At 68.5% G+C, this 19,186-nt stretch carries 18 protein-coding genes and 1 pseudogene; 9 read left to right on the top strand and 10 right to left on the bottom strand.

Translation table 11 applies throughout. From position 1 onward, the window contains the following. The first annotated feature begins 294 nt into the window (after window positions 1-294). The 4 genes from ROP_RS37150 (at window position 295) to ROP_RS37135 (ending at window position 3,757) form a co-directional block, all read left to right on the top strand. Window positions 295-624, top strand: coding sequence for an ArsR/SmtB family transcription factor (locus ROP_RS37150; protein WP_007296046.1), 330 nt, complete (start codon window positions 295-297; stop codon window positions 622-624). A 34-nt stretch (window positions 625-658) separates the two neighbouring features. Then, the gene (locus ROP_RS37145) at window positions 659-1,003 is read left to right on the top strand and encodes a DUF3703 domain-containing protein (protein WP_007296047.1); all 345 of its coding nucleotides are present in this window, start codon (window positions 659-661) and stop codon (window positions 1,001-1,003) included. Between the two features lie 83 nt (window positions 1,004-1,086). Beyond that, complete coding sequence (locus ROP_RS37140; RefSeq protein ID WP_007296048.1) at window positions 1,087-1,512, top strand: ArsR/SmtB family transcription factor; 426 nt, start codon at window positions 1,087-1,089, stop codon at window positions 1,510-1,512. Further along, window positions 1,505-3,757, top strand: coding sequence for a heavy metal translocating P-type ATPase (locus tag ROP_RS37135; protein WP_007296049.1), 2,253 nt, complete (start codon window positions 1,505-1,507; stop codon window positions 3,755-3,757). The genes ROP_RS37140 and ROP_RS37135 overlap by 8 nt, the downstream gene beginning before the upstream one ends. A gap of 6 nt (window positions 3,758-3,763) precedes the next feature. Here the strand turns inward: ROP_RS37135 and ROP_RS37130 are convergent, their stop codons facing one another. Next, a complete protein-coding gene (locus ROP_RS37130) occupies window positions 3,764-4,243 on the bottom strand; it encodes a hypothetical protein (RefSeq protein ID WP_012686871.1) in 480 nt (159 codons plus the stop codon). 236 nt (window positions 4,244-4,479) lie between these two features. Next, window positions 4,480-4,596: pseudogene (locus tag ROP_RS43760) on the bottom strand (transposase); the annotation flags it as partial. A gap of 194 nt (window positions 4,597-4,790) precedes the next feature. On the opposite strand from ROP_RS43760, the gene ROP_RS37125 reads away from it, so the two are divergent. Next, a complete protein-coding gene (locus ROP_RS37125; RefSeq protein ID WP_007296051.1) occupies window positions 4,791-5,315 on the top strand; it encodes a hypothetical protein in 525 nt (174 codons plus the stop codon). A 637-nt stretch (window positions 5,316-5,952) separates the two neighbouring features. On the opposite strand, the gene ROP_RS37120 is transcribed toward ROP_RS37125, so the two are convergent. Then, window positions 5,953-6,723: an IS5 family transposase gene (locus ROP_RS37120; RefSeq protein WP_012686870.1), complete on the bottom strand. Its 771-nt coding sequence runs from the start codon at window positions 6,721-6,723 to the stop codon at window positions 5,953-5,955. Between the two features lie 249 nt (window positions 6,724-6,972). On the opposite strand from ROP_RS37120, the gene ROP_RS41940 reads away from it, so the two are divergent. Next, window positions 6,973-7,149, top strand: a complete 177-nt coding sequence (locus ROP_RS41940; protein ID WP_157234191.1) for a hypothetical protein — start codon at window positions 6,973-6,975, stop codon at window positions 7,147-7,149. Window positions 7,150-7,263: 114 nt separating this feature from the next. On the opposite strand, the gene ROP_RS37115 is transcribed toward ROP_RS41940, so the two are convergent. The 5 genes from ROP_RS37115 to ROP_RS37095 form a co-directional block, all read right to left on the bottom strand. After that, entirely contained in the window at window positions 7,264-7,893 is a 630-nt protein-coding gene (locus ROP_RS37115; protein WP_007296053.1) for a sigma-70 family RNA polymerase sigma factor, read from the bottom strand. Between the two features lie 473 nt (window positions 7,894-8,366). Further along, complete coding sequence (locus tag ROP_RS37110; RefSeq protein ID WP_012686868.1) at window positions 8,367-9,173, bottom strand: ABC transporter permease; 807 nt, start codon at window positions 9,171-9,173, stop codon at window positions 8,367-8,369. Then, on the bottom strand, window positions 9,170-10,093 hold the full coding sequence (locus ROP_RS37105) for an ATP-binding cassette domain-containing protein (RefSeq protein WP_012686867.1): 924 nt from the start codon (window positions 10,091-10,093) through the stop codon (window positions 9,170-9,172). The genes ROP_RS37110 and ROP_RS37105 overlap by 4 nt, the downstream gene beginning before the upstream one ends. Window positions 10,094-10,400: 307 nt before the next feature. Beyond that, complete coding sequence (locus tag ROP_RS37100) at window positions 10,401-11,636, bottom strand: MFS transporter (RefSeq protein ID WP_007296057.1); 1,236 nt, start codon at window positions 11,634-11,636, stop codon at window positions 10,401-10,403. Window positions 11,637-11,639: 3 nt separating this feature from the next. Further along, the gene (locus ROP_RS37095) at window positions 11,640-12,983 is read right to left on the bottom strand and encodes an NAD(P)-binding protein (protein WP_007296058.1); all 1,344 of its coding nucleotides are present in this window, start codon (window positions 12,981-12,983) and stop codon (window positions 11,640-11,642) included. A 103-nt stretch (window positions 12,984-13,086) separates the two neighbouring features. Here ROP_RS37095 and ROP_RS37090 point away from each other — a divergent pair, with 103 nt between their 5' ends. Both ROP_RS37090 and ROP_RS37085 read left to right on the top strand, forming a co-directional pair. Continuing rightward, window positions 13,087-13,956 (top strand): helix-turn-helix domain-containing GNAT family N-acetyltransferase, encoded by an 870-nt coding sequence (locus ROP_RS37090; RefSeq protein WP_007296059.1) that lies wholly within the window; start codon window positions 13,087-13,089, stop codon window positions 13,954-13,956. 196 nt (window positions 13,957-14,152) lie between these two features. Next, the gene (locus ROP_RS37085; protein ID WP_012686865.1) at window positions 14,153-14,950 is read left to right on the top strand and encodes an alpha/beta fold hydrolase; all 798 of its coding nucleotides are present in this window, start codon (window positions 14,153-14,155) and stop codon (window positions 14,948-14,950) included. Here the strand turns inward: ROP_RS37085 and ROP_RS37080 are convergent. Beyond that, complete coding sequence (locus ROP_RS37080) at window positions 14,923-16,500, bottom strand: alkaline phosphatase D family protein (RefSeq protein ID WP_012686864.1); 1,578 nt, start codon at window positions 16,498-16,500, stop codon at window positions 14,923-14,925. The two genes, ROP_RS37085 and ROP_RS37080, sit on opposite strands and share 28 nt — an antisense overlap. A 303-nt stretch (window positions 16,501-16,803) precedes the next feature. Between ROP_RS37080 and ROP_RS37075 the strand changes: the two genes are divergently transcribed. After that, the gene (locus ROP_RS37075; protein WP_007296062.1) at window positions 16,804-17,832 is read left to right on the top strand and encodes an IS110 family transposase; all 1,029 of its coding nucleotides are present in this window, start codon (window positions 16,804-16,806) and stop codon (window positions 17,830-17,832) included. A gap of 539 nt (window positions 17,833-18,371) precedes the next feature. On the opposite strand, the gene ROP_RS37070 is transcribed toward ROP_RS37075, so the two are convergent. Beyond that, entirely contained in the window at window positions 18,372-19,043 is a 672-nt protein-coding gene (locus ROP_RS37070) for a M23 family metallopeptidase (protein ID WP_007296063.1), read from the bottom strand. Between the last annotated feature and the right edge of the window lie 143 nt (window positions 19,044-19,186).

Genomic DNA, 19,186 nt, shown 5'->3' with positions numbered 1-19,186 from the left:
AGACGACACGCCGTAACGCTAATGCATTTCCTTCACTTCTGTGTCGCTATCCACTTGTTTCACATGACCCCCACGAGCACAACAGCGTTACCGATACGGCTTTTTCATCCCTCGGCATCGCCCAAGAGATCCGAAACCGGCGGGTCGCCCCCGCCGCATGCACGGCCAGACGGCGACCGGTCCGTCCGCGAGAGCACTGGCTGGCGGACACCTCACCTGACACCCAATGCCGCTCCCGAATCCTCCTATGATTCATCCCTTTCTGAATTCAGGAATTTCTGTATAGTTGGGGCCGTGGACACCGTAACGCACGCAGATGCACTCTCCAGGTTCGGGTACGCATTGTCGGATGCGACGCGCACCCGAATCCTGTTGAGCCTGAAAGGGCAACCCGGATATCCGTCCGAGCTGGCGGACCAGATCGGGGTGTCCCGGCAGATCCTGTCGAACCACCTGGCATGTCTGCGCGGGTGCGGGCTGGTGGTCGCCGTGCCGGAGGGCCGGCGGACCCGCTACGAACTGGCGGATCCGCGGATCGGCCATGCCCTCGGCGATCTGCTCGATCTGGTGCTCGCCGTCGATCCGGCGCTGTGTCCGGACGCCGACGACAGCGGTTGCTGCTGACCGCCGAATTCGTTTTGAGTGGAAGGGAACTGAGATGACAGAGTTGACCGACGCGATTCGCGCCCTGTACGAGCGGGAGATGAGCGCCGCGTCCAGTACCGGTGAGGCGCAGGCGCGATGGGCGCACCTCGAGCGCGCGCACATCGTCTCGCAGCCGTATCCGTGGCTGCACACCCGTAATCATGTGGCGATGTTCCGGCTGGCCCTGCGTCAGCACGACCGCCGCGAGGCGCTCGGTCAGGTGGTGCGGATCATCGTGGCCGCCCCCGGCTCTGCGCTGGGCCGCTACCCGGAGGGCAATACCGGGCGGGTCTCGGCGGGGCTGATGACGCCGATGCCAGTGCCGGGTGATCTGGCCGCCGAGATCGCCGCCGCCTGACGGCGAGATCGGAGCAGGATGATCCACTCCACGAGCGGGCACCAACCGTCTCTGATCATATCAATATTCGTTAGTATGTTGATATGACTAAGGAACGCGTCGACACCTGCGACCTGTTGTGTCTCGATCTCCCGCATGCCGAGCAGATCCGCGCCCAGCTTCCGGAGGCAAGCCGGATCGAACCCGCCGCGGCCGCCGCCCGCGCGCTCGGCGACCCGACCCGGTTGACGATCGCGGCGGCGCTGGCGTCCGGCGGCGAACTCTGCGTGTGTGACATGGCGTGGGTGGTCGGGCAGGCGCAGAACCTCGTCTCACACCATCTGCGGCAACTCAAGATCGCCGACCTGGTGTCCTCACGGCGCCACGGCCGGCTGGTGATGTACTCGCTCACCCCGCGCGGGCGGGCACTGGTCGGCGCCGTGCTCGACGACCACGCCACCGCGGCCCCGGCCCCGGCCCCGGCCCATGCTGAAGGTAGTTCCGAACACGTGGAGACCGAACATGTCTGACGCCTGCTGCGGACCAGCAGCCACACCGAACACCGACGCCGCCGCCGAGCCCGACCACGGCCAGGACCGCTGGTGGCAGGTACGCGAGCTGCAAGTAGCGGCCGCCGCCGCGGTGCTGCTCGGCGCCGGGTGGCTGCTCGGCCGGGTCGGCGCCGACACGGCGGGGACCGCGGTGGAGTTGCTCGCCGCCGTCGTCGCCGCATCGACGTTCGTCCCCGGGGCGCTGCGGAATCTACTGCGCCACCGCCGGATCGGGGTCGGCACGCTGATGACGATCGCCGCGATCGGCGCGATCGCGCTCGGGCAGATCCCCGAGGCCGCGATGCTGGGGATCCTGTTCTCCATCGCCGAGGGCCTCGAGCACTACGCGGTCACCCGCACCCGCCGCGGGCTGCGCGCCCTACTGTCGCTGGTCCCCCCGACCGCGACGATCCTGTGCGGCGGGACCGAATCCTCGGTGTCCCCGGACGAACTGGCGCTCGGGGACCGGATGCTGGTGCGACCCGGTGAGCGGGCCGCCACCGACGGGATCATCCGTACCGGCCGCACCAGTCTCGATCTGTCCGCGATCACCGGCGAATCCGTGCCGGTGGAGGCCGGACCCGGCGACCCACTGCACGCCGGGGCGATCAACGGCGGCGGCGCCATCGAAGTCGAAGTCACCGCCCGTGCGGCCGACAGCTCCCTGGCCCGGATCGTGCACATCGTCGAAGAGGCCCAGGATCGTAAGGGCGCCGGGCAACGCCTCGCCGACACCATCGCCCGCCCCCTGGTGCCGGCGATCATGATCCTCGCCGTCCTCGTCGCCGGAATCGGTGCAATGCTCGGTGATCCGCTGCTGTGGATCGAACGGGCCCTGGTCGTGCTGGTCGCCGCCTCCCCCTGCGCCCTGGCCATCGCGGTCCCGCTGACCGTGGTCGCCGCGATCGGCGCCTCCAGCCGGCACGGCGCCCTGATCAAGGGCGGCGCCGCCCTCGAGGAACTGGGCCGGATCCGGGCGGTCGCGCTCGACAAGACCGGCACCCTGACCCGCAACACCCCGCAGGTCATCGCCACCGTCACCGCCGAGGGCATCGGCGAATCGGACGCACTGGTAGCCGCGGCGGCGCTCGAGGCCCGCAGCGAACACCCCCTCGCGCAGGCGATCCTGACCGCCGCCGGCCCGGGCATCACCCCGGCCGACGACGTCACCGCGGTCGCCGGCCACGGCCTGCACGGCACCCTCGGCGGAACCGCACTCCGGCTCGGCAAACCCGGCTGGATCCATCCCGGACCGCTCACCGACCAGGTCGCCCGTCTGCAGGGCGAGGGCGCCACCGTGGTGCTGCTCGAACGGAATGGGACCGTGATCGGGGCGATCGCCGTCCGCGACGAACTCCGCACCGAGGCACCCGAAGCCGTGCAGCGCCTGCGCGCGCTCGGGATCGACGTGGCGATGCTCACCGGGGACAACGAACGCACCGCCCACAGCCTCGCCGCCGAGGCCGGCATCACCACCGTGCACGCCGAACTGCTCCCCGAGGACAAGGCCGCGCTGCTGCCGACCCTCGCCAATGGCCGCCGCATCGCGATGGTGGGCGATGGCATCAACGACGCCCCCGCCCTGGCCACCGCGGACGTCGGCATCGCGATGGGCGCCATGGGAACCGACGTGGCCATCGAAACCGCCGACGTCGCACTGATGGGCGAGGATCTGCGCCACCTGCCCCAGGTGCTGGCGCACGCCCGGCGGGCCCGGACGATCATGCTGCAGAACATCGGCCTGTCCCTGGCGATCATCGGCCTCCTGATCCCGCTGGCCGCCACCGGCGTACTCGGCCTGGCCACCGTGGTGTTCATCCACGAACTCGCCGAAGTCCTCGTCATCGGCAACGCCATCCGCGCCGCCCGCACCACCACCCTGCCCGGGCTGACCGCCGCACCCACCACCACCAGGCCCGTGCACGTGAGCGTCGCCCCCTCGGCGCACGTCCTCGGCGACGCCTGCTGTCCCCCCGCCCCACCCCGTGGTGCCGAGATCCCACTCATCGGGTCGGTCGGGTCCGCGCGACCCGCACCGACGCTGTTGCCACTCACCAGCCCGACCGCGGCCGACGGCACCAGCCAGGGCACCGACGAGGACTGCGACTGCTGCCAATCCTCCACCGCCGGCACCGACCGACCGTCGAACCCCCCAGGCCAGCTCACGGATCACATCACCGACAGCAACGTCCCTGACGAGCGGCACTCGGATACCCCGCGATAGCCACCATCAACTGCCCCACGCCAGCCGACCAGCGCAGGCACCCTCCCCTCCGCGCATCAACCGACCGGGGGTTCCGGCAGTGACGTGTCGCGGTCGGCGACGGCTTTGCGATCCGGGTCGGCGGTGGGTGACGAACAGCGGTCCGCGACTGCGGCCCTTAGCCGGATCGGCGGCGTACCGGGCGAAGATCTCTGCCCGGGTGCTCTTGTTGGCGAATGCGAACGGGCAACATGTGCACGCGGACTTACCGACCCGGGTGCCGATCACGGACTTGGTGTACGCAATCGCATCGTCGCGGAACCAACCCCACTCGATCAACGGATACTCGCCCGTGCGCAGGTCGGTGTTGTATCCGGCGTCTTTCTCCGCCCGGCGGCGTTCACCTGCCTCGAAACCCATCACGTGCCGGTACGGCTGACCGCGGGTGACCTCGGCGATCACCGGATCGAGGGCGTCACCCTTCGAGTGGACCGAGCTTCTCTGCAAGGCAACAGGACGCGCCGCGTAGATGGTTTTCGGGCGTGCAGCATGACCCACGCAATCAGTCGCGCGCGAGAAAACCCGGCCAGACCACACCTAGACCACATGATTAAGAATCACTTGCTCTTCCATGCGAGGTGAGTGGGCGCGCAAGGCTGGAAACCGCCTGAGGGAGCTACCGACGGGGAACTTACCCCCGGAGACTTCCTACACGAACCACTTCCCTCGGCTAAGAGGTTGTCTCATGTGGGGAGCTTCTTGTAGCAAGTGAGCGCGGCCGCGAGATGGAGGAATCCGGCAAAGTGTTCGGCGTGGCGTTCGTAGCGGATGGTCAGGCGTCGGTAGCCGGTGAGCCAGGCAGATGGGTCGGCCGCGCGGCGAGGTGTCTGTGAGGCAGATCCTTTTCCTAAGAAATAACCCTGGAGTTCGTTGGGGCCCGGGGTCTCGGTTCGCCTGCTGGACCTGTGGGTTTTCCGTGTTCTGGTCGTTCTTGGCCGTTCTGACTCAACTTCAATTATTCTGAGCCGATCTCGCTCTTGATGATGCTCCAGCAGTGAAGTTGAAGGCCAGGAGGCGCGGTGGGTTGTCGGTCGTGAGGGATCTCCGCGAGGTGCGTGCGGCGGTGGGCCCAGAGGATACCGAGCGGTTCGAGACCGACGTGTTCGCAGGGTTTGTGCTCGCCCGTTGTGCGGCTGGCTTGTCGGACAACATGATTCGCTCGGATGTCAGCCACTTGGAGCAGGTCCGGACCTGGTTCGGGAAGCCGTTATGGGACATGCTGCCCGCGGACGCGGACTCGTATTTCGGCACGGTGCTGCGCCCGGTGCTGATCCCCACGAGACTTGCTCGAGCGCAGGCGCTCAAGACCTACTTCGAGTTTCTGGAGCTGCGGCACAAGATCGAGATTCACAACCTGACGGGCCGGATTGCTCCACCTGGCCGTCCTGTTCGGACTCGACGAGACCACAGCGATCCGATACTCCACAGCCGCGCGACAGATCCTCCAAACCCCAGCCGAGGAACACGATCCACCGAGTTGAGCACGAACCCAAGGATCAACTCGCCCCAAATCCACTGAGCACCCTCGGGTTCCCGCCGAAGAACCCTCAGTTCGCGTGAACTCCGGGCAAAGGCGCGGCCTCCCGCCGAACCGGACTTGATGGTTTCCCGATCATCCGGCTCTCCGGTGACTATTGCGTGGGCGATGCGGCGGTCTGCCGCGCTCACGCAGGACACTCAGCATCGTTTCGGCGCTCTGCATTACGCATACCTCCCGATCTGGTCGTGTCCAATCACCTGGCCTCCTTCGCCCTTGTGGTCGGCTTTCCCGACCTCCTCGGCCGGTCGTGACTCCGGCGACTACTACGAGGCCTCCGTCGCCCTGGGGCTCGCGCCCGGTAGGCGATCCCGCGTTCGTCTCTGTCGTACGTATCAGCGTGACGTAGGCGGCCCACTCATCTCCTTCAACACCCTCGCTGGGCGTCGCTCCGCGCTCCGGAGGTTGTGTCGGTCACCATCGACCCCGACACAGAGCACGGCACCGGTTTCAGCGGTCCTTCCGGCGGATGGGAACTTGCATCAACTGGAGATTGGGCTTCAGGCAATCCAGCTTTCGCCCTATCACGCGGGTCCTCCCCGATGCGTCGCCCCGACCACTGGGCCCGACCACCGGGTTTCCTGGCATGCTCTTGTCCCCTTCACCTTTCGGATCCAGGTCAGCCACCCGACCCAAGAACCTCCCTCCAAGTCCTTCCCGACTGAACCGGGGATACGACAGAGCGCCTCGCGGCGCACATGGTGCGTTCGATCTTCCACCGGTACCGGCCGAGGCGGTCGTTTCGCTCGATGCCGCGGCGGGCGATCCGCGGGACGATGCCTTGTTCGCGCAGCCACCGTCGGTGAATGTCGTAGTCGTAGCCCTTGTCGGCGCGAAGCTTTCCCGGCTTGCGTCGGCGTGGTCCGCGCCTGGACTTCGTTGCCGGAATCGCTGCCACCATTGGTTGCAGCATCGTGCTGTCGTGAGTATTCGCCGCGGACACATCGACGACCAGTGGGATTCCGTTTGTTTCGGACAGGACGTGGATCTTCGATCCCTTCTTGCCGCGGTCGACCGGACTCGGCCCGGTCAGCGATCCCCCTTTTTTCGCCCGGACGCTTGCCGCGTCCAGGATTGCTGCTGTCCAGTCGAGTTCACCGGCGCTACCGAGGCGGTCGAGCACCTCGCGGTGCAGTCTCTCGAACACCCCGGCCGCCGCCCAGACGGTAAACCTTCGGTGCGCGGTAGGAACGGTGACCCCGAACGAGGGCGGCAGATGCCGCCACGCACATCCACTGGTTAGCACGTACACGATCGCGGTGAACACCGCCCGATCATCCACCGGTGCACTGCCACCTCCTTGCGGCCGCGCGGCGAATCGCGGAATCAACGGTTCGATGATCTCCCACAACGCATCCGGCACCAACCGCAGTGACAACCCATCTAACACGCGTCACATTATGTCCCACACGTCACTTCATCCACATGAGACACGCTCTAAAGCCTCGCTCACCCACATTGTGTTCATTCCGGTTGCGTCGACGCAACACCGAAGCCCGTAACCTCGCGAAAGTAGCTGAACCACAACAAATTCGCCACGGCCGTCCTGCACTGGCGCCTCCGACCGCCAGGGGTTGCGTCCATTCCCATTCTCCTCCGTCTGATCTGGTATCCAACCCCGACGGATCAAGGAGTCACGATGACCAACCCCCACGAGTTCGAGAACCCGGCGACGGATCGGACGGACGCAACCCCGCAGGCTGCGGCGCCGACGTGTTGCAGCACCGAACGGCAGGCCATCTGCTGTGACCAGAGTGAGAAGTCGACGTGCTGCGGTCCGGCGGCGACGGCGGGTGGTGGATGCGGCTGCCAGTAGTCAGTCCTTCACCCGGCAATGGTGCGGTGCGAGCGTTGGGCTCGCACCGCACCGTCGTCTGTGCGTGGTGCCGTGCGGTCTACCGGTGCGCCGCTCCCGAGCGGGTGTGACGGTCTACTGGTCCGCGGGTGAGGGGGCGCCGCAGGCGCAGGATCCGCTGCGGGGCTGGTAGTCGTGCACGTGACCGGTCCGGTCCTGGCTGATCTCACAGCAGGCGTGCAGTCGGGCCTGGAGGGTGGCACGGCCGCGTTGGACGCGGGATTTCATGCCGGACACCGAAATCCCCGCCTCCCCGGCCGCGGCGGCGTGGGTTCGGGCGTCGAGGTCGACCATCTTCACCGCCGCGGCCTGCTCGGCGGGCAGTCCGGAGAGCATCGGCACCAGGCAGGAGGCGAGTTCCTTCTCCGCCGTCTCGTCGTCGTCCGGTTCGCCCTCGCGCGGGTTGTCGGGGACAGTGTCGACGGCCAGCTCCCGCCGATGGGGCGCGGACCGGTAGTAGTCGGTGATCGCGTTGCGGGTGATGGCATACATCCACCCCAGGAGCCGGTCCTGCTCGCGCAGGTTGTCCAGGCTCTTCGCCATCCGCAGGAACACGATCGACAGAATGTCGTCGGCGTCCTCGGGCCGTGAGACCCGGCGGGCGATGAAGGCCCGCAAGTCGCTCGAGAAGCGGCGCCAGAGCTGGTCGAGATCAGCTGGTGCCGACTGCGGTGTCGTCGCGGTGGTGGCCGTGTCCTCGTTCATGATCTGTGGTTCCTCTCCGTCTTACAGGATCCCCGCCCCGAGGCGCGGTGGCGACCCCCTGGGTCAGGGTCGTTCCAGAGGTACGGACGACATTGACCGTCATCGGACGCACCTGCGTCCGAATCCGAAGTTCCTCGTCTGTATGGGTGTCGATGTCGATTCCGGGTTCTCCGGTTCGACGTACCAGTAGAAGCGCGGTGAGGAGGTGAGAGCGATGCTGACCACACATCTGTTGTCGGGCCTGACCGACGAAGAGGTCGATCTGATCGTGGCGGAGGAATTGCATCTGCTCGACGCCGCCGCATGAGCGCCGTCGACGCCCGCACCGGGCGCATCCGCTGACCACAGCACTCTCTCAGCCTCTACCCCCTCCACCGGGGTAGGGGCCAGAGGAGTGCCCGGATCCGGACGGACAGCAGACACGAAGAACCCGACCCATCCTTGGGAGGGAGGACAGGGCGGGGTGTCGTCGTTCAGCGGGTGCGTGCGGACCGAACCACGCGGGTGAAGGCGGGCACGGCGGTCACCACCGCCCACAACCCGATCGCCGCAACCAGGGCTGCGGCGGTGTCGCCGGCGGTGGCGGTGCCGAGGACGTGGCCGCGCAGGGCGTCGGTGGCGTGCGCGACCGGATTCACCGTCGCCATGGCCTGCATCCAGCCGGGCATGGTCTCGATCGGCGCGAACGCACTCGAGACGAACATCAGCGGCATCATCACCATCATCCCGGCGAACTGGACCACGTCCGGCCGACGGAGCCGGTCCCCGATCAGCCCGAACAGGGCGCTCATCGCCCCGGCCAGCACCACCAGCACGATGACCGCGGCGACGGCATCACCGGCGGTGCCGTGGAACTCGAAACCCAAAGCCACGGCGGCGATCCCGAGCAACGCAGCCCGGGCGAGGGTGAAGACGGCCTCGTTGATGGTGCGAGCCACCCCCGTCAACGCCGCCCGCATCGGCAGGGCAGCGAAGCGGTCATGCAGGCCGTTGGTGTGATCGATCGCGGCGGACACTCCGGCGTTGGTGCCGGCCATCACGGTGGAGACGGCGAGCATCGCCGGAGTGAGGAAGACGATGTAACTGACCCCGGCCGGAAAGCTGGGTCCGGCCGCGACGCTGCGGAACACCTGACTGAACAGCACCAGCATCGCCATCGGCATGGTCAGCGAGAACATCAACAGCTGCGGAACACGTGCGCTGGTGCGCAGGTTCCGGACGGTGAGCGCGGCGAGCTGGTCCAAGGCCGAGGGCCGCCCGATCGCGTTAGTGGTGGTCATTTGTGGGCTCCTGTGTGGGCGAGGTGGGTGAAGACGTCGTCGAGGCTCGGGGAAGCTACGTCCAGGTCGGTGACCTCGATGCCGCGGTCGTGCAGGTCGGCGACCAGCGCGATCGCGGCGGGGGCGTCGTCGACGGTGACCGACGCCCGAACCCGGTTGTCGTCGACCCTGTCGGCGTCCGGGATGAACGGCAGCGCGGCGAGCTGATGGGCGGGGACCGTCGCGCTGACGACCTTGCCGCCGACGATCCGTTTCAGCTCGGCGGGGGTGCCGCGGGCAGCGACCCGGCCCCGGCTGAGGACCACGATGTGGTCGGCGAGCCGGTCCGCCTCCTCGAGGTACTGGGTGGTGAGCACGACCGTGGTGCCCGCGTCGGTGAGCTCGTCCACGACGTCCCACAGCCCGGCGCGGGCGAGGGGGTCCAGGCCCGTGGTCGGCTCGTCCAGGAACAGCAGCGACGGGGATCCGACGAGACTGGCGGCCAGATCGATCCGGCGGCGCGAGCCCCCGGAGAGTTCCCCTACCCGCCGAGCCGCGTACTCGTCCAGACCGAGCCGGTCGATCAGCGCGTCGGCCCGCGCGCGGGCGGTGCGCCGCAGCCCGGTCAGGCGGCCGATCAGCTCCAGATTCTCTCGGGCGGTGAGGAATTCGTCGAGACCGGCGTATTGGCAGGTCACCCCGATCCGGCGGCGGACCTCGGTGGCGTCGGCGACGACGTCCAGGTCCTCGATATGCACGCGGCCGATGGTGGGACGCACCAGGGTGGTCAGCGTGCGGATCAGGGTGGTCTTGCCGGCACCGTTGTGGCCGAGCACACCGAGCGTGGTCCCCGCGGCAGCCTCCAAGTCGACACCGTCGAGGGCCCAGTTCTTGCCGAAGGCGACGTGCAGATCCTCGACGAGGACGGCGGGGGCGGTCATCTCACACCCCCGCCGTGGCCGCCGGCCTCGAGGCCGGTTCCGGGGGGAGAGAACAGGTGGGTGGTCATCGGAGGGTTCCTCTCGAAAGAAGGTGTGCTCTCACCCGGTTCTGGATGAGAGTCCGCTTCCTCAGACGAAGCAACTTCGCGTTGGACGCGCCCACCGCCGAATCAGGCCTCGAGGATCGCCGGTTTCAGGCCGCGGCGCAGTGCGTGATGGGCGGCGGCCAGGCCGGACTGCCAGCCGCCGACGACGAGGACGTTGTAGTCGCTCAATTCAGTTGTCCCTTCCAGGGTTGTCGAGAGGGTCAGGTAGTGGTGGCGGCATCGTGGCGCCGATGCCGGGGGATGCTGGCGGCGCCGATGAGGGAGGCGACTACGGCGAGGGCGGCGAGGATCAGGTAGGCGTGGGCGTAGCTCCCGGTCCGCGCCGACAGTGCGGTTCCGGCCCAGGGGGCCAGTGCCATGACGATGACCACCGGGGCGGACATGAGCCCATTGAGGCGACCGTAGTGGGTGGCGCCCCATCGGTCGGTGATCGCGGTGGCCTGGATCAGGGTGAAGATCCCGCGGATCAGCCCGGCCCCGATCGCCACCCCGATCAACGCGGCAGTGGTGGAGGCGATCCCCAGCAATGCGGTGCTGGCGGCGGTGGCGGCGAGGATCACCACGATCCGGGTGCGGGCGGTGGTGCGGGCGGCGATCGGGAGGTAGCCGAGGCGGCCGAGGACCTGACCGGCCCCACCCAACCCCAACGTCAGGGCCGCGAGGGACGGGGAGAAGCCCTGCTCGATCAGCAGTGGCACCAGGTTGAACACCCCGGCGAACGCGGCGAACGCCCTGAGACTCAGTGCGATGACGAGGGCGAGGAACGCGCGGCTGCGAGAGGCATCCCGGTGATCGACCGGATGGTCCCCCACTGGGGTGGGTGGGTGCGGCCACCGCCCGCGCAGGCCGAGCAGGTGCCCGGGCACGGTGATGACGGCCAGGATGGCGGCGAGGACGAGATAGGTGGTCCGCCAGTCGTACCGGTCGACCAAGGCCGCGGTGAGCGGGGCGAACACCGTGCTGGCCAACCCGGCGGCGAGGGTGAGGATCATCAGCGCCTTGACGTAGCCGTCGCCGTACCAGCGGGTCAGCGCCGCGAACGCGGGCGGATACAGCACCGCGCCCATCGCGATCCCGGCAGCGAGCCACCCGGCGTAGAAGGTCGGCAGGTTCGGGGCGGCCGCGACAACCAGCAGCGCGGGGACGGCGAGGACGGATCCGGCGGTCATCACAGCCCGCGGCCCGAACCGGTCGATGATCCGTCCGACCGGGATCCCGGTCAGCGCGGCGGCGAGCTGGGACAGGGAGAACGCCGCCACGATCACCGGCAGGGACCACCCGGTGTCGGCCGAAATGGACACCGACAGCACCGGAAACGCGTAGTAGAGGATGCCCCAGCTGGTGATCTCGGTCAGGCAGAGCACCGCAAGGACCCGTCGCAGACCACCCTCGGCGAGCGTCGGGGTGTTCTGCGGCAGGGTCGTGGTCGGGGCCATCGGTTATCCGCCCGCGCGGGCGGACAGGGTGATCAGCTGCGGGTCCGGGGCGACGCAGCACCCCACGGACTCTTCCGCTGCCGCGGGGGTGTCGGGGTCGTCGAAGACCCCGGCTCCGCCGCAGACTCCGGTCTCCGGCAGGGTGAGCTCCACCCGGGCGGCGGCGTCGTGGTCGCCCGCCAGGGCGGCGGCGATGGAGCGGACCTGCTCGTACCCGGTCATCGCCAGGAATGTCGGGGCGCGGCCGTAGCTTTTCATCCCGACCAGGAACACATTCGGCTCCGGATGCGACAGTTCGGCGACCCCGTGTGGGTAGACGGTGCCGCAGGAATGCACGTTCGGATCGATCAGCGGCGCCAACTCCACCGGCGCCTGCAGCACCGGATCCAGGCCCAGGCGAATCTCCGAGAGCCAGGACAAATCGGGCCGGAACCCGGTCAGCACCACCACCCGATCGACGTCCTCGATCCGGGCTCCGGTGTCGGACACCAACACCACCCGCTCACCGTGGGACTCGATGGCTGCGGTGCGGAATCCGGGAACCACCTGCAACAGCCCGTCGTCGACCGCCGCCTTGGCGCGCAATCCGAGGGCGCCGCGGGCGGGCAGCTGATCGTCCTCGCCGCCGCCGAAGGTGGAGCCGGCATCGCCGCGGCGCAGCACCCAGCTGATCCGGGTACCCGGCGCCTGCTTCTCCAGATCGGCCAACGCGACGATGGCGGTCAGCGCCGAGTGCCCGCTGCCGGCGATCACGATGTGCTTGCCCGCGTACCGGGCCCGCACCTCGGGGTCGTCGATGTTCGGCACCCGGTACTCGATCCGGTCGGCCGCGGACTTCTCGCCGAGTGCGGGCAGGCCTTCGCCGCCGAGGGGGTTGGGGGTGGTCCAGGTGCCGGAGGCGTCGATGACGGCCTGCGCGAGGATGCGGTCCGCGGTGCCGTCGGCGCGGCGCAGGTGCACCGAGAGCGGTTCGGTGTCGCGGCCGGCGTCGACGACCCGGTCGCGGCCGCGGCGGGCCACGCCGACCACCTCGGTTCCCAGCTGCACGATGTCGCCGAGGGCGGCGGCCAGCGGCGAAAGGTAGTCGCGGGTCCAGTCCTGGCCGGTCGGGTACGCCTCGTCGTCCGGGGCCACCCAGCCGGTGGCGTCGAGCAGGCGGCGGGCGGCGGGGTCGATCAGCTCACCCCAGCGGGAGAACAGCCGCACGTGGTTCCACTCGGAGATCGCCGCACCGGCCACCGGGCCGCGTTCGAAGACCAGCGGGGTCAGGCCGCGCTCACGCAATTGTGCCGCGGCTGCGAGGCCGATCGGGCCGGCGCCTACGACGACTACGGGCAAGGTGTTCATCTGGATAATCCTTTCATCGACGTTCATCGATCCTCTAACGTCGGAAAGTATCGATGATCGTCGATTAATACAACCATCGATGGATGTCGATATAGTGACGGGCATGACTTCCCTGGACATGCCGGCCGTCCGCACCCCCGGCACCGCGCAGGTGGATGCGTTGGCGCCGGAGGACGCGGTCACCTACGCCGGCTGGTTCGCCTGCCTGGCCGATCCCACCCGGGTGCGGTTGCTTCATCAGGTCGCCTCCCGCCCGGCTGGGATCACCGTGGGTGAGCTGGCCGAGGCCCTGGGCATCGGTCAGCCCACCATCTCGCACCACGTGCGCAAGCTTGCCGACGTCGGGTTCGTCTCCGTCCACAAGGACCGCACCAGCACCGTCGTCACGGTCAACCCCTCCTGCTGCACCGGACTCCCGCACGCCGCCGACGCGGTCATGGGCGTGCTGACCCCGCGGCCGTGCTGCCCGGACGACCTCCCCGACGACGTGACCGTGCGCCCCATGACGGAACAGGACTGGGACGACGTCCGCCGCATCTACGGTGAGGGCATCGCCACTCGCACCGCCACCTTCACCACCGAGGTCCCTACCCGGGAAACCCTGGACGCCCAATGGCTGCCCGGGCATCGGTGGGTCGCCGAGATCGACGGCGTCGTGGTCGGCTGGGCCGCACTGAGTCCGACCTCCGGGCGGGACTGCTATCGAGGCGTAGCCGAGAACTCCGTCTACGTCGCCGACGGGATGCGCGGACGCGGCGTCGGCAAGACCCTGCTGCGCACCCAGGTCATCGCCGCCGACGAAGCCGGGATATGGACCTTGCAGACCTCGATCTTCCCGGAGAACCGGGCCAGCATCGCCCTTCACCACTCCGCCGGATTCCGCACCATCGGCGTCCGCGAACGCATCGCCCGACTCGACGGCATCTGGCGCGACACCGTCTTCCTCGAACGCCGTTCCCCCGTCGCCGGATAACCCGACTCCTTCTCAGCCCCGGGGGCACCGATGCCGGACCCATAGGTCTACCCGTACCCGGGCAAGCATTTCGACTTCCACCGCACCCAAACTCGCCCTCGGCTGACGCATTCAACCGAGTGCCGCAGCGCAGTCGGGCTTTCTCCGCCGACGACTCGAGCGAGCTGGCGGTACCCCGGTTGGGTATGGCCGCTCGGTGTGCCGGGATCCGGCGCTGCACACGTGGAGTCGCTACGCCGCCGATGTGATCGCCCTCCTCGACCACCTGGGCGCGTCGGAGGCGGTGGTCGGCGGGACCGGTCTGGGCGGCACCATCGCCTTACGCGCCGCTCCGGCCTTTCCCTCACGCGTGCGGGCGGTCGTGGTGATCAGTGCCGAGGATATCGAGGACGACGAGGCGAAAGTGGCCGAGACCGCGTTGGTGGACCGCTTCGCCGAGCGGGTGCGAGGCGACGGTATCGAAGCGGCGTGGGAGTTGTTTCTTCCCCACCTGCAACCGCTGATCGGGAACCTGGTGCGCTCGGCGATACCGCGCGCCGATCCGGGGAGCGTCGCCGCCGCTGCCGCCATTGGGCGTGACCGCTCGTTCCGCACGCTCGACGAACTCGGCGCGATCGAGGTTCCGGTGCTCATCGTCCCCGGCGCCGACGAGCGCCATCCGGCCGAGCTCGCCGAACGGATGAGCGCGACCATCCCGCATGCGACACTCGCGCGGAACGTGTCGTTCGACGCGCTCGCGACGGCGGACGACCTCGCCGGCGCCGTCGTCCCGCAGATCCGCCGATTCCTCGGCAACTGCGGCCATTACCCGTCCCCGTGCGTGCCCGAGCCACCTTCGTCCGACAGGCGCACCCTGGCGATGGCGATGTGGCTCGGCACTGGCACCGCTGCTCAGCGGTGCCTGGTCCGCGGGCCCGGGGCGGATCGGGCTTGCCGCGCCGCGTCGTGTGTGGCAGGGTCCGGCCGTCACGCCTCGGTGACGCTGGGTCTCTGATCCTGGACCACGAAGCTGGCGCGGGTGTGGATGGGCGCGCCCGGGCGCTGGATATAGGGAACGACGCGGAAGTCGTTGCGCCACAATTGATGGTCCAGGTCGACCCGCACGTATCCACGCTGCGCGTTGAAGAACTTCATGTCGGGATTGGCGGCCAGCAGGCGGCGGCCGGTGTCGTTCATGTCGGCGCCGTCGCCGGCTGAGGTGATCGACGTTCCCGAGAATTCCGATGCGATGACCGGGGATTCTGGGTCGGCGTAGTCCCGGCGCAGGTCGGCGACGATGTTCTGGTGACGGTCGCCGGTGATCACCACCAGATTGCGGACGCCCCGATCGGCTGCGCCGCCGAGGACGGTGTTGCGGTCGGCGACGTATCCGTCCCACGAGTCGGCGGACACGACGGTGTCCGGGCCGGGGTCGTTGTCGGTCTGGCCCATCGCTACCTGATTGCCGATGATCTGCCAGCGGGCCGGGGAGCCGGTGAATCCGTCGAGCAGCCAGTCCCGTTGCTGGGCGCCCAGTATCGTGCGGTCGGTGTCGAGCCGGTCGGCGCAGTCCGCGGTGACGTTTCCCCCGCAGGCCTGCCGGTCCCGGTATTGCCGGGTATCGAGCATGGTGATCTGCGCGAGATCGCCGAACCAGTAGCGGCGGTGCAGGCGCATACTCTCCCCGGAGGGCAGTTGCGTGAGCCGCAGCGGCTGGTGCTCGTACATCGCCTGGAAGGCCGCGGCACGGCGACGGCGGAACAGTGCGGGTATTCGGTAGATATCGAAGCCCAGTCCCGGCGAATCGGCGGCCCAGTTGTTGTCGACCTCGTGATCGTCCATGGTCACGATCCAGGGAAAAGCTGCATGGGCGTCGCGCAGCGGCTTCTCGGCTTTGTACTGTGCGTAGTGCAGCCGGTAGCTGGGCAGATCGACGGCTTCGTCGCGGTCCGCTCCCATCGGCATTCCCTCGCGGCCGCGCCTCCACCCGCGCTCGTAGATGTAGTCGCCCAGATGGATGACCAGATCGAGGTCTTCGTCGCGCATGTGCTCGTATGCGGTGTAGAAGCCCGAACTCCACGATTGACAGGAGGCGAACGCGAGCCGCATCCGCGCGGTGGGCTGCCCCGGAGCCGGGGCCGTGCGGGTCCGGCCCACCGCAGAGATCGCCGAACCGGCACGAAATCGGTAGAAGTACCAGCGAGCGGGCTCCAAACCGTGGATCTCCGGGTGCACGCTGTGGGCGAGTTCGCGCGTCGCGACCGCCGTACCGCGCGTCACCACCTGCCGGAAGCTCTCGTCATGCGCGACTTCGTATTCGACGGTCACCGGATCCCACCCCATGCCGCCGCGCCCGCCGGGGGCAAGCGGATCCGGTGCCAGGCGGGTCCACAGGACGACACCATCGGGTGTCGGATCTCCCGATGCCACACCGAGTCCGAACGGGTCATCTCCTCGCCACCGCGGCGCCGGCAACCGGGCGCTACTCACCGCCGACGTACCCACCAGCACCGCAGCCGATCCGGCCACACCTACCCGCAACAACTGCCGACGGGACAGGGGCATACACCACGGTATATCCAGGCTGCGATCGGCGAGCCCGGCGCGGCCGATGGGACGACCCGCAAGGGTGTGGCCACCATCTCCACCCTGAGTCCGAGAGCACCCGAGACGGCGACGGTACGGGCCGCCGGTAAGCGCACGACGCGCACTTGCCGAGTGTTCTGAAGGCGCTGTGCTCGCCGGCTGCGGAAGCCACTGCCCTGGATCTGGTCGACCTGATGCGATGAAGGGGCGGGGCCTCCGCTCCTCGAGGGTTCCCGGCGAATGCTGGGAGTACTCACTTCCGAACGAAAAGGGAGGCCCCTGATGAGTGAGTATGACGGAAAACAGTTCGTCGGGATCGATCTGCACCGGCAACGATCGGTGATCGTCCGCCAGACCGACACCGGCGAGCAGCTCTCGGCGGTGCGGATCGTCAACGACCCGGTGGCGTTGGGGTTGCAGATCGACCAGGCCGGCCCGAACCCCGAAGTGGTCCTCGAGGCGACCTACGGCTGGTACTGGGCGGTCGACGCCCTGCGAGCGTCGAGTGCGGACGTACATCTGGCGCACCCGTTGGGTGTCAAGGGATTCCGATACCGGAGGGTGAAGAACGACCGTGATGCCGGTGATCTGGCGGATCTGCTGCGGATGAACCGGTTGCCCGAGGCGTGGATCGCCCCACCGCAGACCCGCGAGCTGCGCGAGCTGGTGCGATATCGAGCAAAGCTGGTCGCGCTGCGGTCCGGGCTCAAGGCGCAGGTACACTCCGTGCTCGCCAAGGCGGGAGTCCTGATCCCGGTGTCGGACCTGTTCGGTGTCACCGGCCGCCAGAAGCTGGCGCGGGTGCCTCTCGCCGACGCGTACGCGCAGCGGGTGATCTCGTTGCTCGAGCTGATCGACGACCTCGACGCCCACGAGGCACGGTTCACTGCCCGGATCGCCACCGAGCTGCGTGGCGACCGTGGGTATACGGCGATCCAGGCGCTGCCCGGCATCGGACCCACCCTGGCCGCGGTGTTCGTCGCCGAGATCGGGGACGTGCACCGGTTCACCGATCCCGCTCACCTGTGCTCCTGGGCCGGTTTGACGCCCAAGCACCGCGAGTCCGACGCCGTGGTGCGCCGCGGGCACATCACGAAGCAGGGCAGCAAACTGGTGCGCTGGGCGGCCGTCGAGGCCATCCAACGGCATCCCGCCGGCACGAAGATCTCGACCGATCGCAAACGGATCGAGGCCCGCCGCGGCCGAAACATTGCCAAGATCGCCGCGGCCCGCAAACTGCTCACCCTCGTCTACTACGGACTGCGCGACGGAGAGATCCGCGCCGTGGCCCACCAGAAGGCGGTGGCGTGAGCACCCCGGACGCAACACGCGCGCGGCCGTGCACAGGTCTGACCCCCGTGCCTACGACGTGGTCGCCCACCTGATTGACCCCGCGTATTGCCAGCGCACCGCTCCATGCCCGCACCGCCGGGCGAAGGGATGACCGGCCAGCCGAGGAAGCCCGGCCCTGCCCAACCCCACACGCATCACACTGGAGACGTTGCACCACAACCACGTAACAAACCGAATCGCGTCGTTGGTCCTCGACCCGTTCTCGGGCTCATTCCAGTCTGCGCCGGGCCGGGCCACCGTCAAGACCATTCGTCCTCGCTCACGCTGCGGGCGCTGTGTCTTGACCCCCGGCCCTCACCCAGCGCTGCCCGCATGGAGCCGAAACCACGTAAACGCGACCCTTTGACAAGGCCCCGCTCCTTCATACATGACCTGTGAGGGGTCCGCCCTCACGGTCGAAGGATGCTCGACATGCCCGAACCGCATGCGGGACGCGGCCTGCCGTCCGGCCTGCCGCGCCCTGCATCGTTTGGAACTGACTACCGCCAGGGCGAGTCCTAGTCGGCTCCCCAGGTCACCGAGACGCCGCGGTCGCGCAGCCACTGGCTCGGGTTGAGCCGGTTGCCGCCTGCGTCCGAGACCTCGAAGTGCAGGTGCGGACCGGTCGACTGACCACGGTTGCCGACGGTGGCGATCTGCTGACCCGCCGCGACCCGCTGGCCGACGTTGACGATGAACTCGTTGATGTGGCCGTAGACGGTGACGGCGCCGTCGTCGTGGCGCACCCGCACCCATAACCCGAACCCGGAGGCCGGGCCCGCGGAAATGACCTCACCGTCGGCCGCGGACTGGATCGGGGTGCCGATCGGGGCCGCGATGTCGATGCCGCCGTGGTGCGCACCCCAGCGGGGGCCGTAGCCGGAGGACAGCGTGCCGGACACCGGCTGCACGGCGCGGGCCTTGAGCGGAGCGGGAATGCCCGGGTTGACCGGCCCGGGCATTCCGGGCGCGGGCGGGGCGGCCGGGATGTCGGGCAGCTCGATCGCGGGCAGCTGAACACCGGCGGGCAGCAGGCCCGGCGGGATCTCGAGCGGGCGGGCGGCCGCGGACCCGGCGCCGAACTGCGCGCCGCCGATCAGGATCGCACCGGTCGCCGCGGCAACGGTCGCGATCTTCAGGCGGCCGGTGATGGAATTTGAACGATCTGCCGTCCTGCGGTGTTTCGCCACAGTGTCTTACCTCGTCTTCGTTGGCTAGCCCGCGCTCTGGAGATTTCGCGGCCTCGGACCCCCGTCGAAAAGGAAAGTAACAAAACGATATCGACCGCACAATCGTGACCTAATCGATATCTAAATATGATCTTGCTCGAATA

It is taken from the genome of Rhodococcus opacus B4 (assembly GCF_000010805.1).
Lineage (GTDB): Bacteria > Actinomycetota > Actinomycetes > Mycobacteriales > Mycobacteriaceae > Rhodococcus_F > Rhodococcus_F opacus_C.
This window is presented reverse-complemented; position numbering and strand designations above follow the sequence as displayed.

Excerpts from the sequence above, each read along its gene's own strand:
- ROP_RS37135 (WP_007296049.1), top strand. The coding sequence starts at position 1,505 with ATGTCTGACGCCTGCTGCGGACCAGCAGCCACACCGAACACCGACGCC.
- ROP_RS37075 (WP_007296062.1), top strand. The coding sequence starts at position 16,804 with ATGAGTGAGTATGACGGAAAACAGTTCGTCGGGATCGATCTGCACCGG.
- ROP_RS37145 (WP_007296047.1), top strand. The coding sequence starts at position 659 with ATGACAGAGTTGACCGACGCGATTCGCGCCCTGTACGAGCGGGAGATG.
- ROP_RS37090 (WP_007296059.1), top strand. The coding sequence starts at position 13,087 with ATGACTTCCCTGGACATGCCGGCCGTCCGCACCCCCGGCACCGCGCAG.
- ROP_RS37140 (WP_007296048.1), top strand. The coding sequence starts at position 1,087 with ATGACTAAGGAACGCGTCGACACCTGCGACCTGTTGTGTCTCGATCTC.
- ROP_RS37100 (WP_007296057.1), bottom strand. The coding sequence starts at position 11,636 with ATGGCCCCGACCACGACCCTGCCGCAGAACACCCCGACGCTCGCCGAG.
- ROP_RS37110 (WP_012686868.1), bottom strand. The coding sequence starts at position 9,173 with ATGACCACCACTAACGCGATCGGGCGGCCCTCGGCCTTGGACCAGCTC.
- ROP_RS37095 (WP_007296058.1), bottom strand. The coding sequence starts at position 12,983 with ATGAACACCTTGCCCGTAGTCGTCGTAGGCGCCGGCCCGATCGGCCTC.
- ROP_RS37115 (WP_007296053.1), bottom strand. The coding sequence starts at position 7,893 with ATGAACGAGGACACGGCCACCACCGCGACGACACCGCAGTCGGCACCA.
- ROP_RS37105 (WP_012686867.1), bottom strand. The coding sequence starts at position 10,093 with ATGACCGCCCCCGCCGTCCTCGTCGAGGATCTGCACGTCGCCTTCGGC.
- ROP_RS41940 (WP_157234191.1), top strand. The coding sequence starts at position 6,973 with ATGACCAACCCCCACGAGTTCGAGAACCCGGCGACGGATCGGACGGAC.
- ROP_RS37080 (WP_012686864.1), bottom strand. The coding sequence starts at position 16,500 with ATGCCCCTGTCCCGTCGGCAGTTGTTGCGGGTAGGTGTGGCCGGATCG.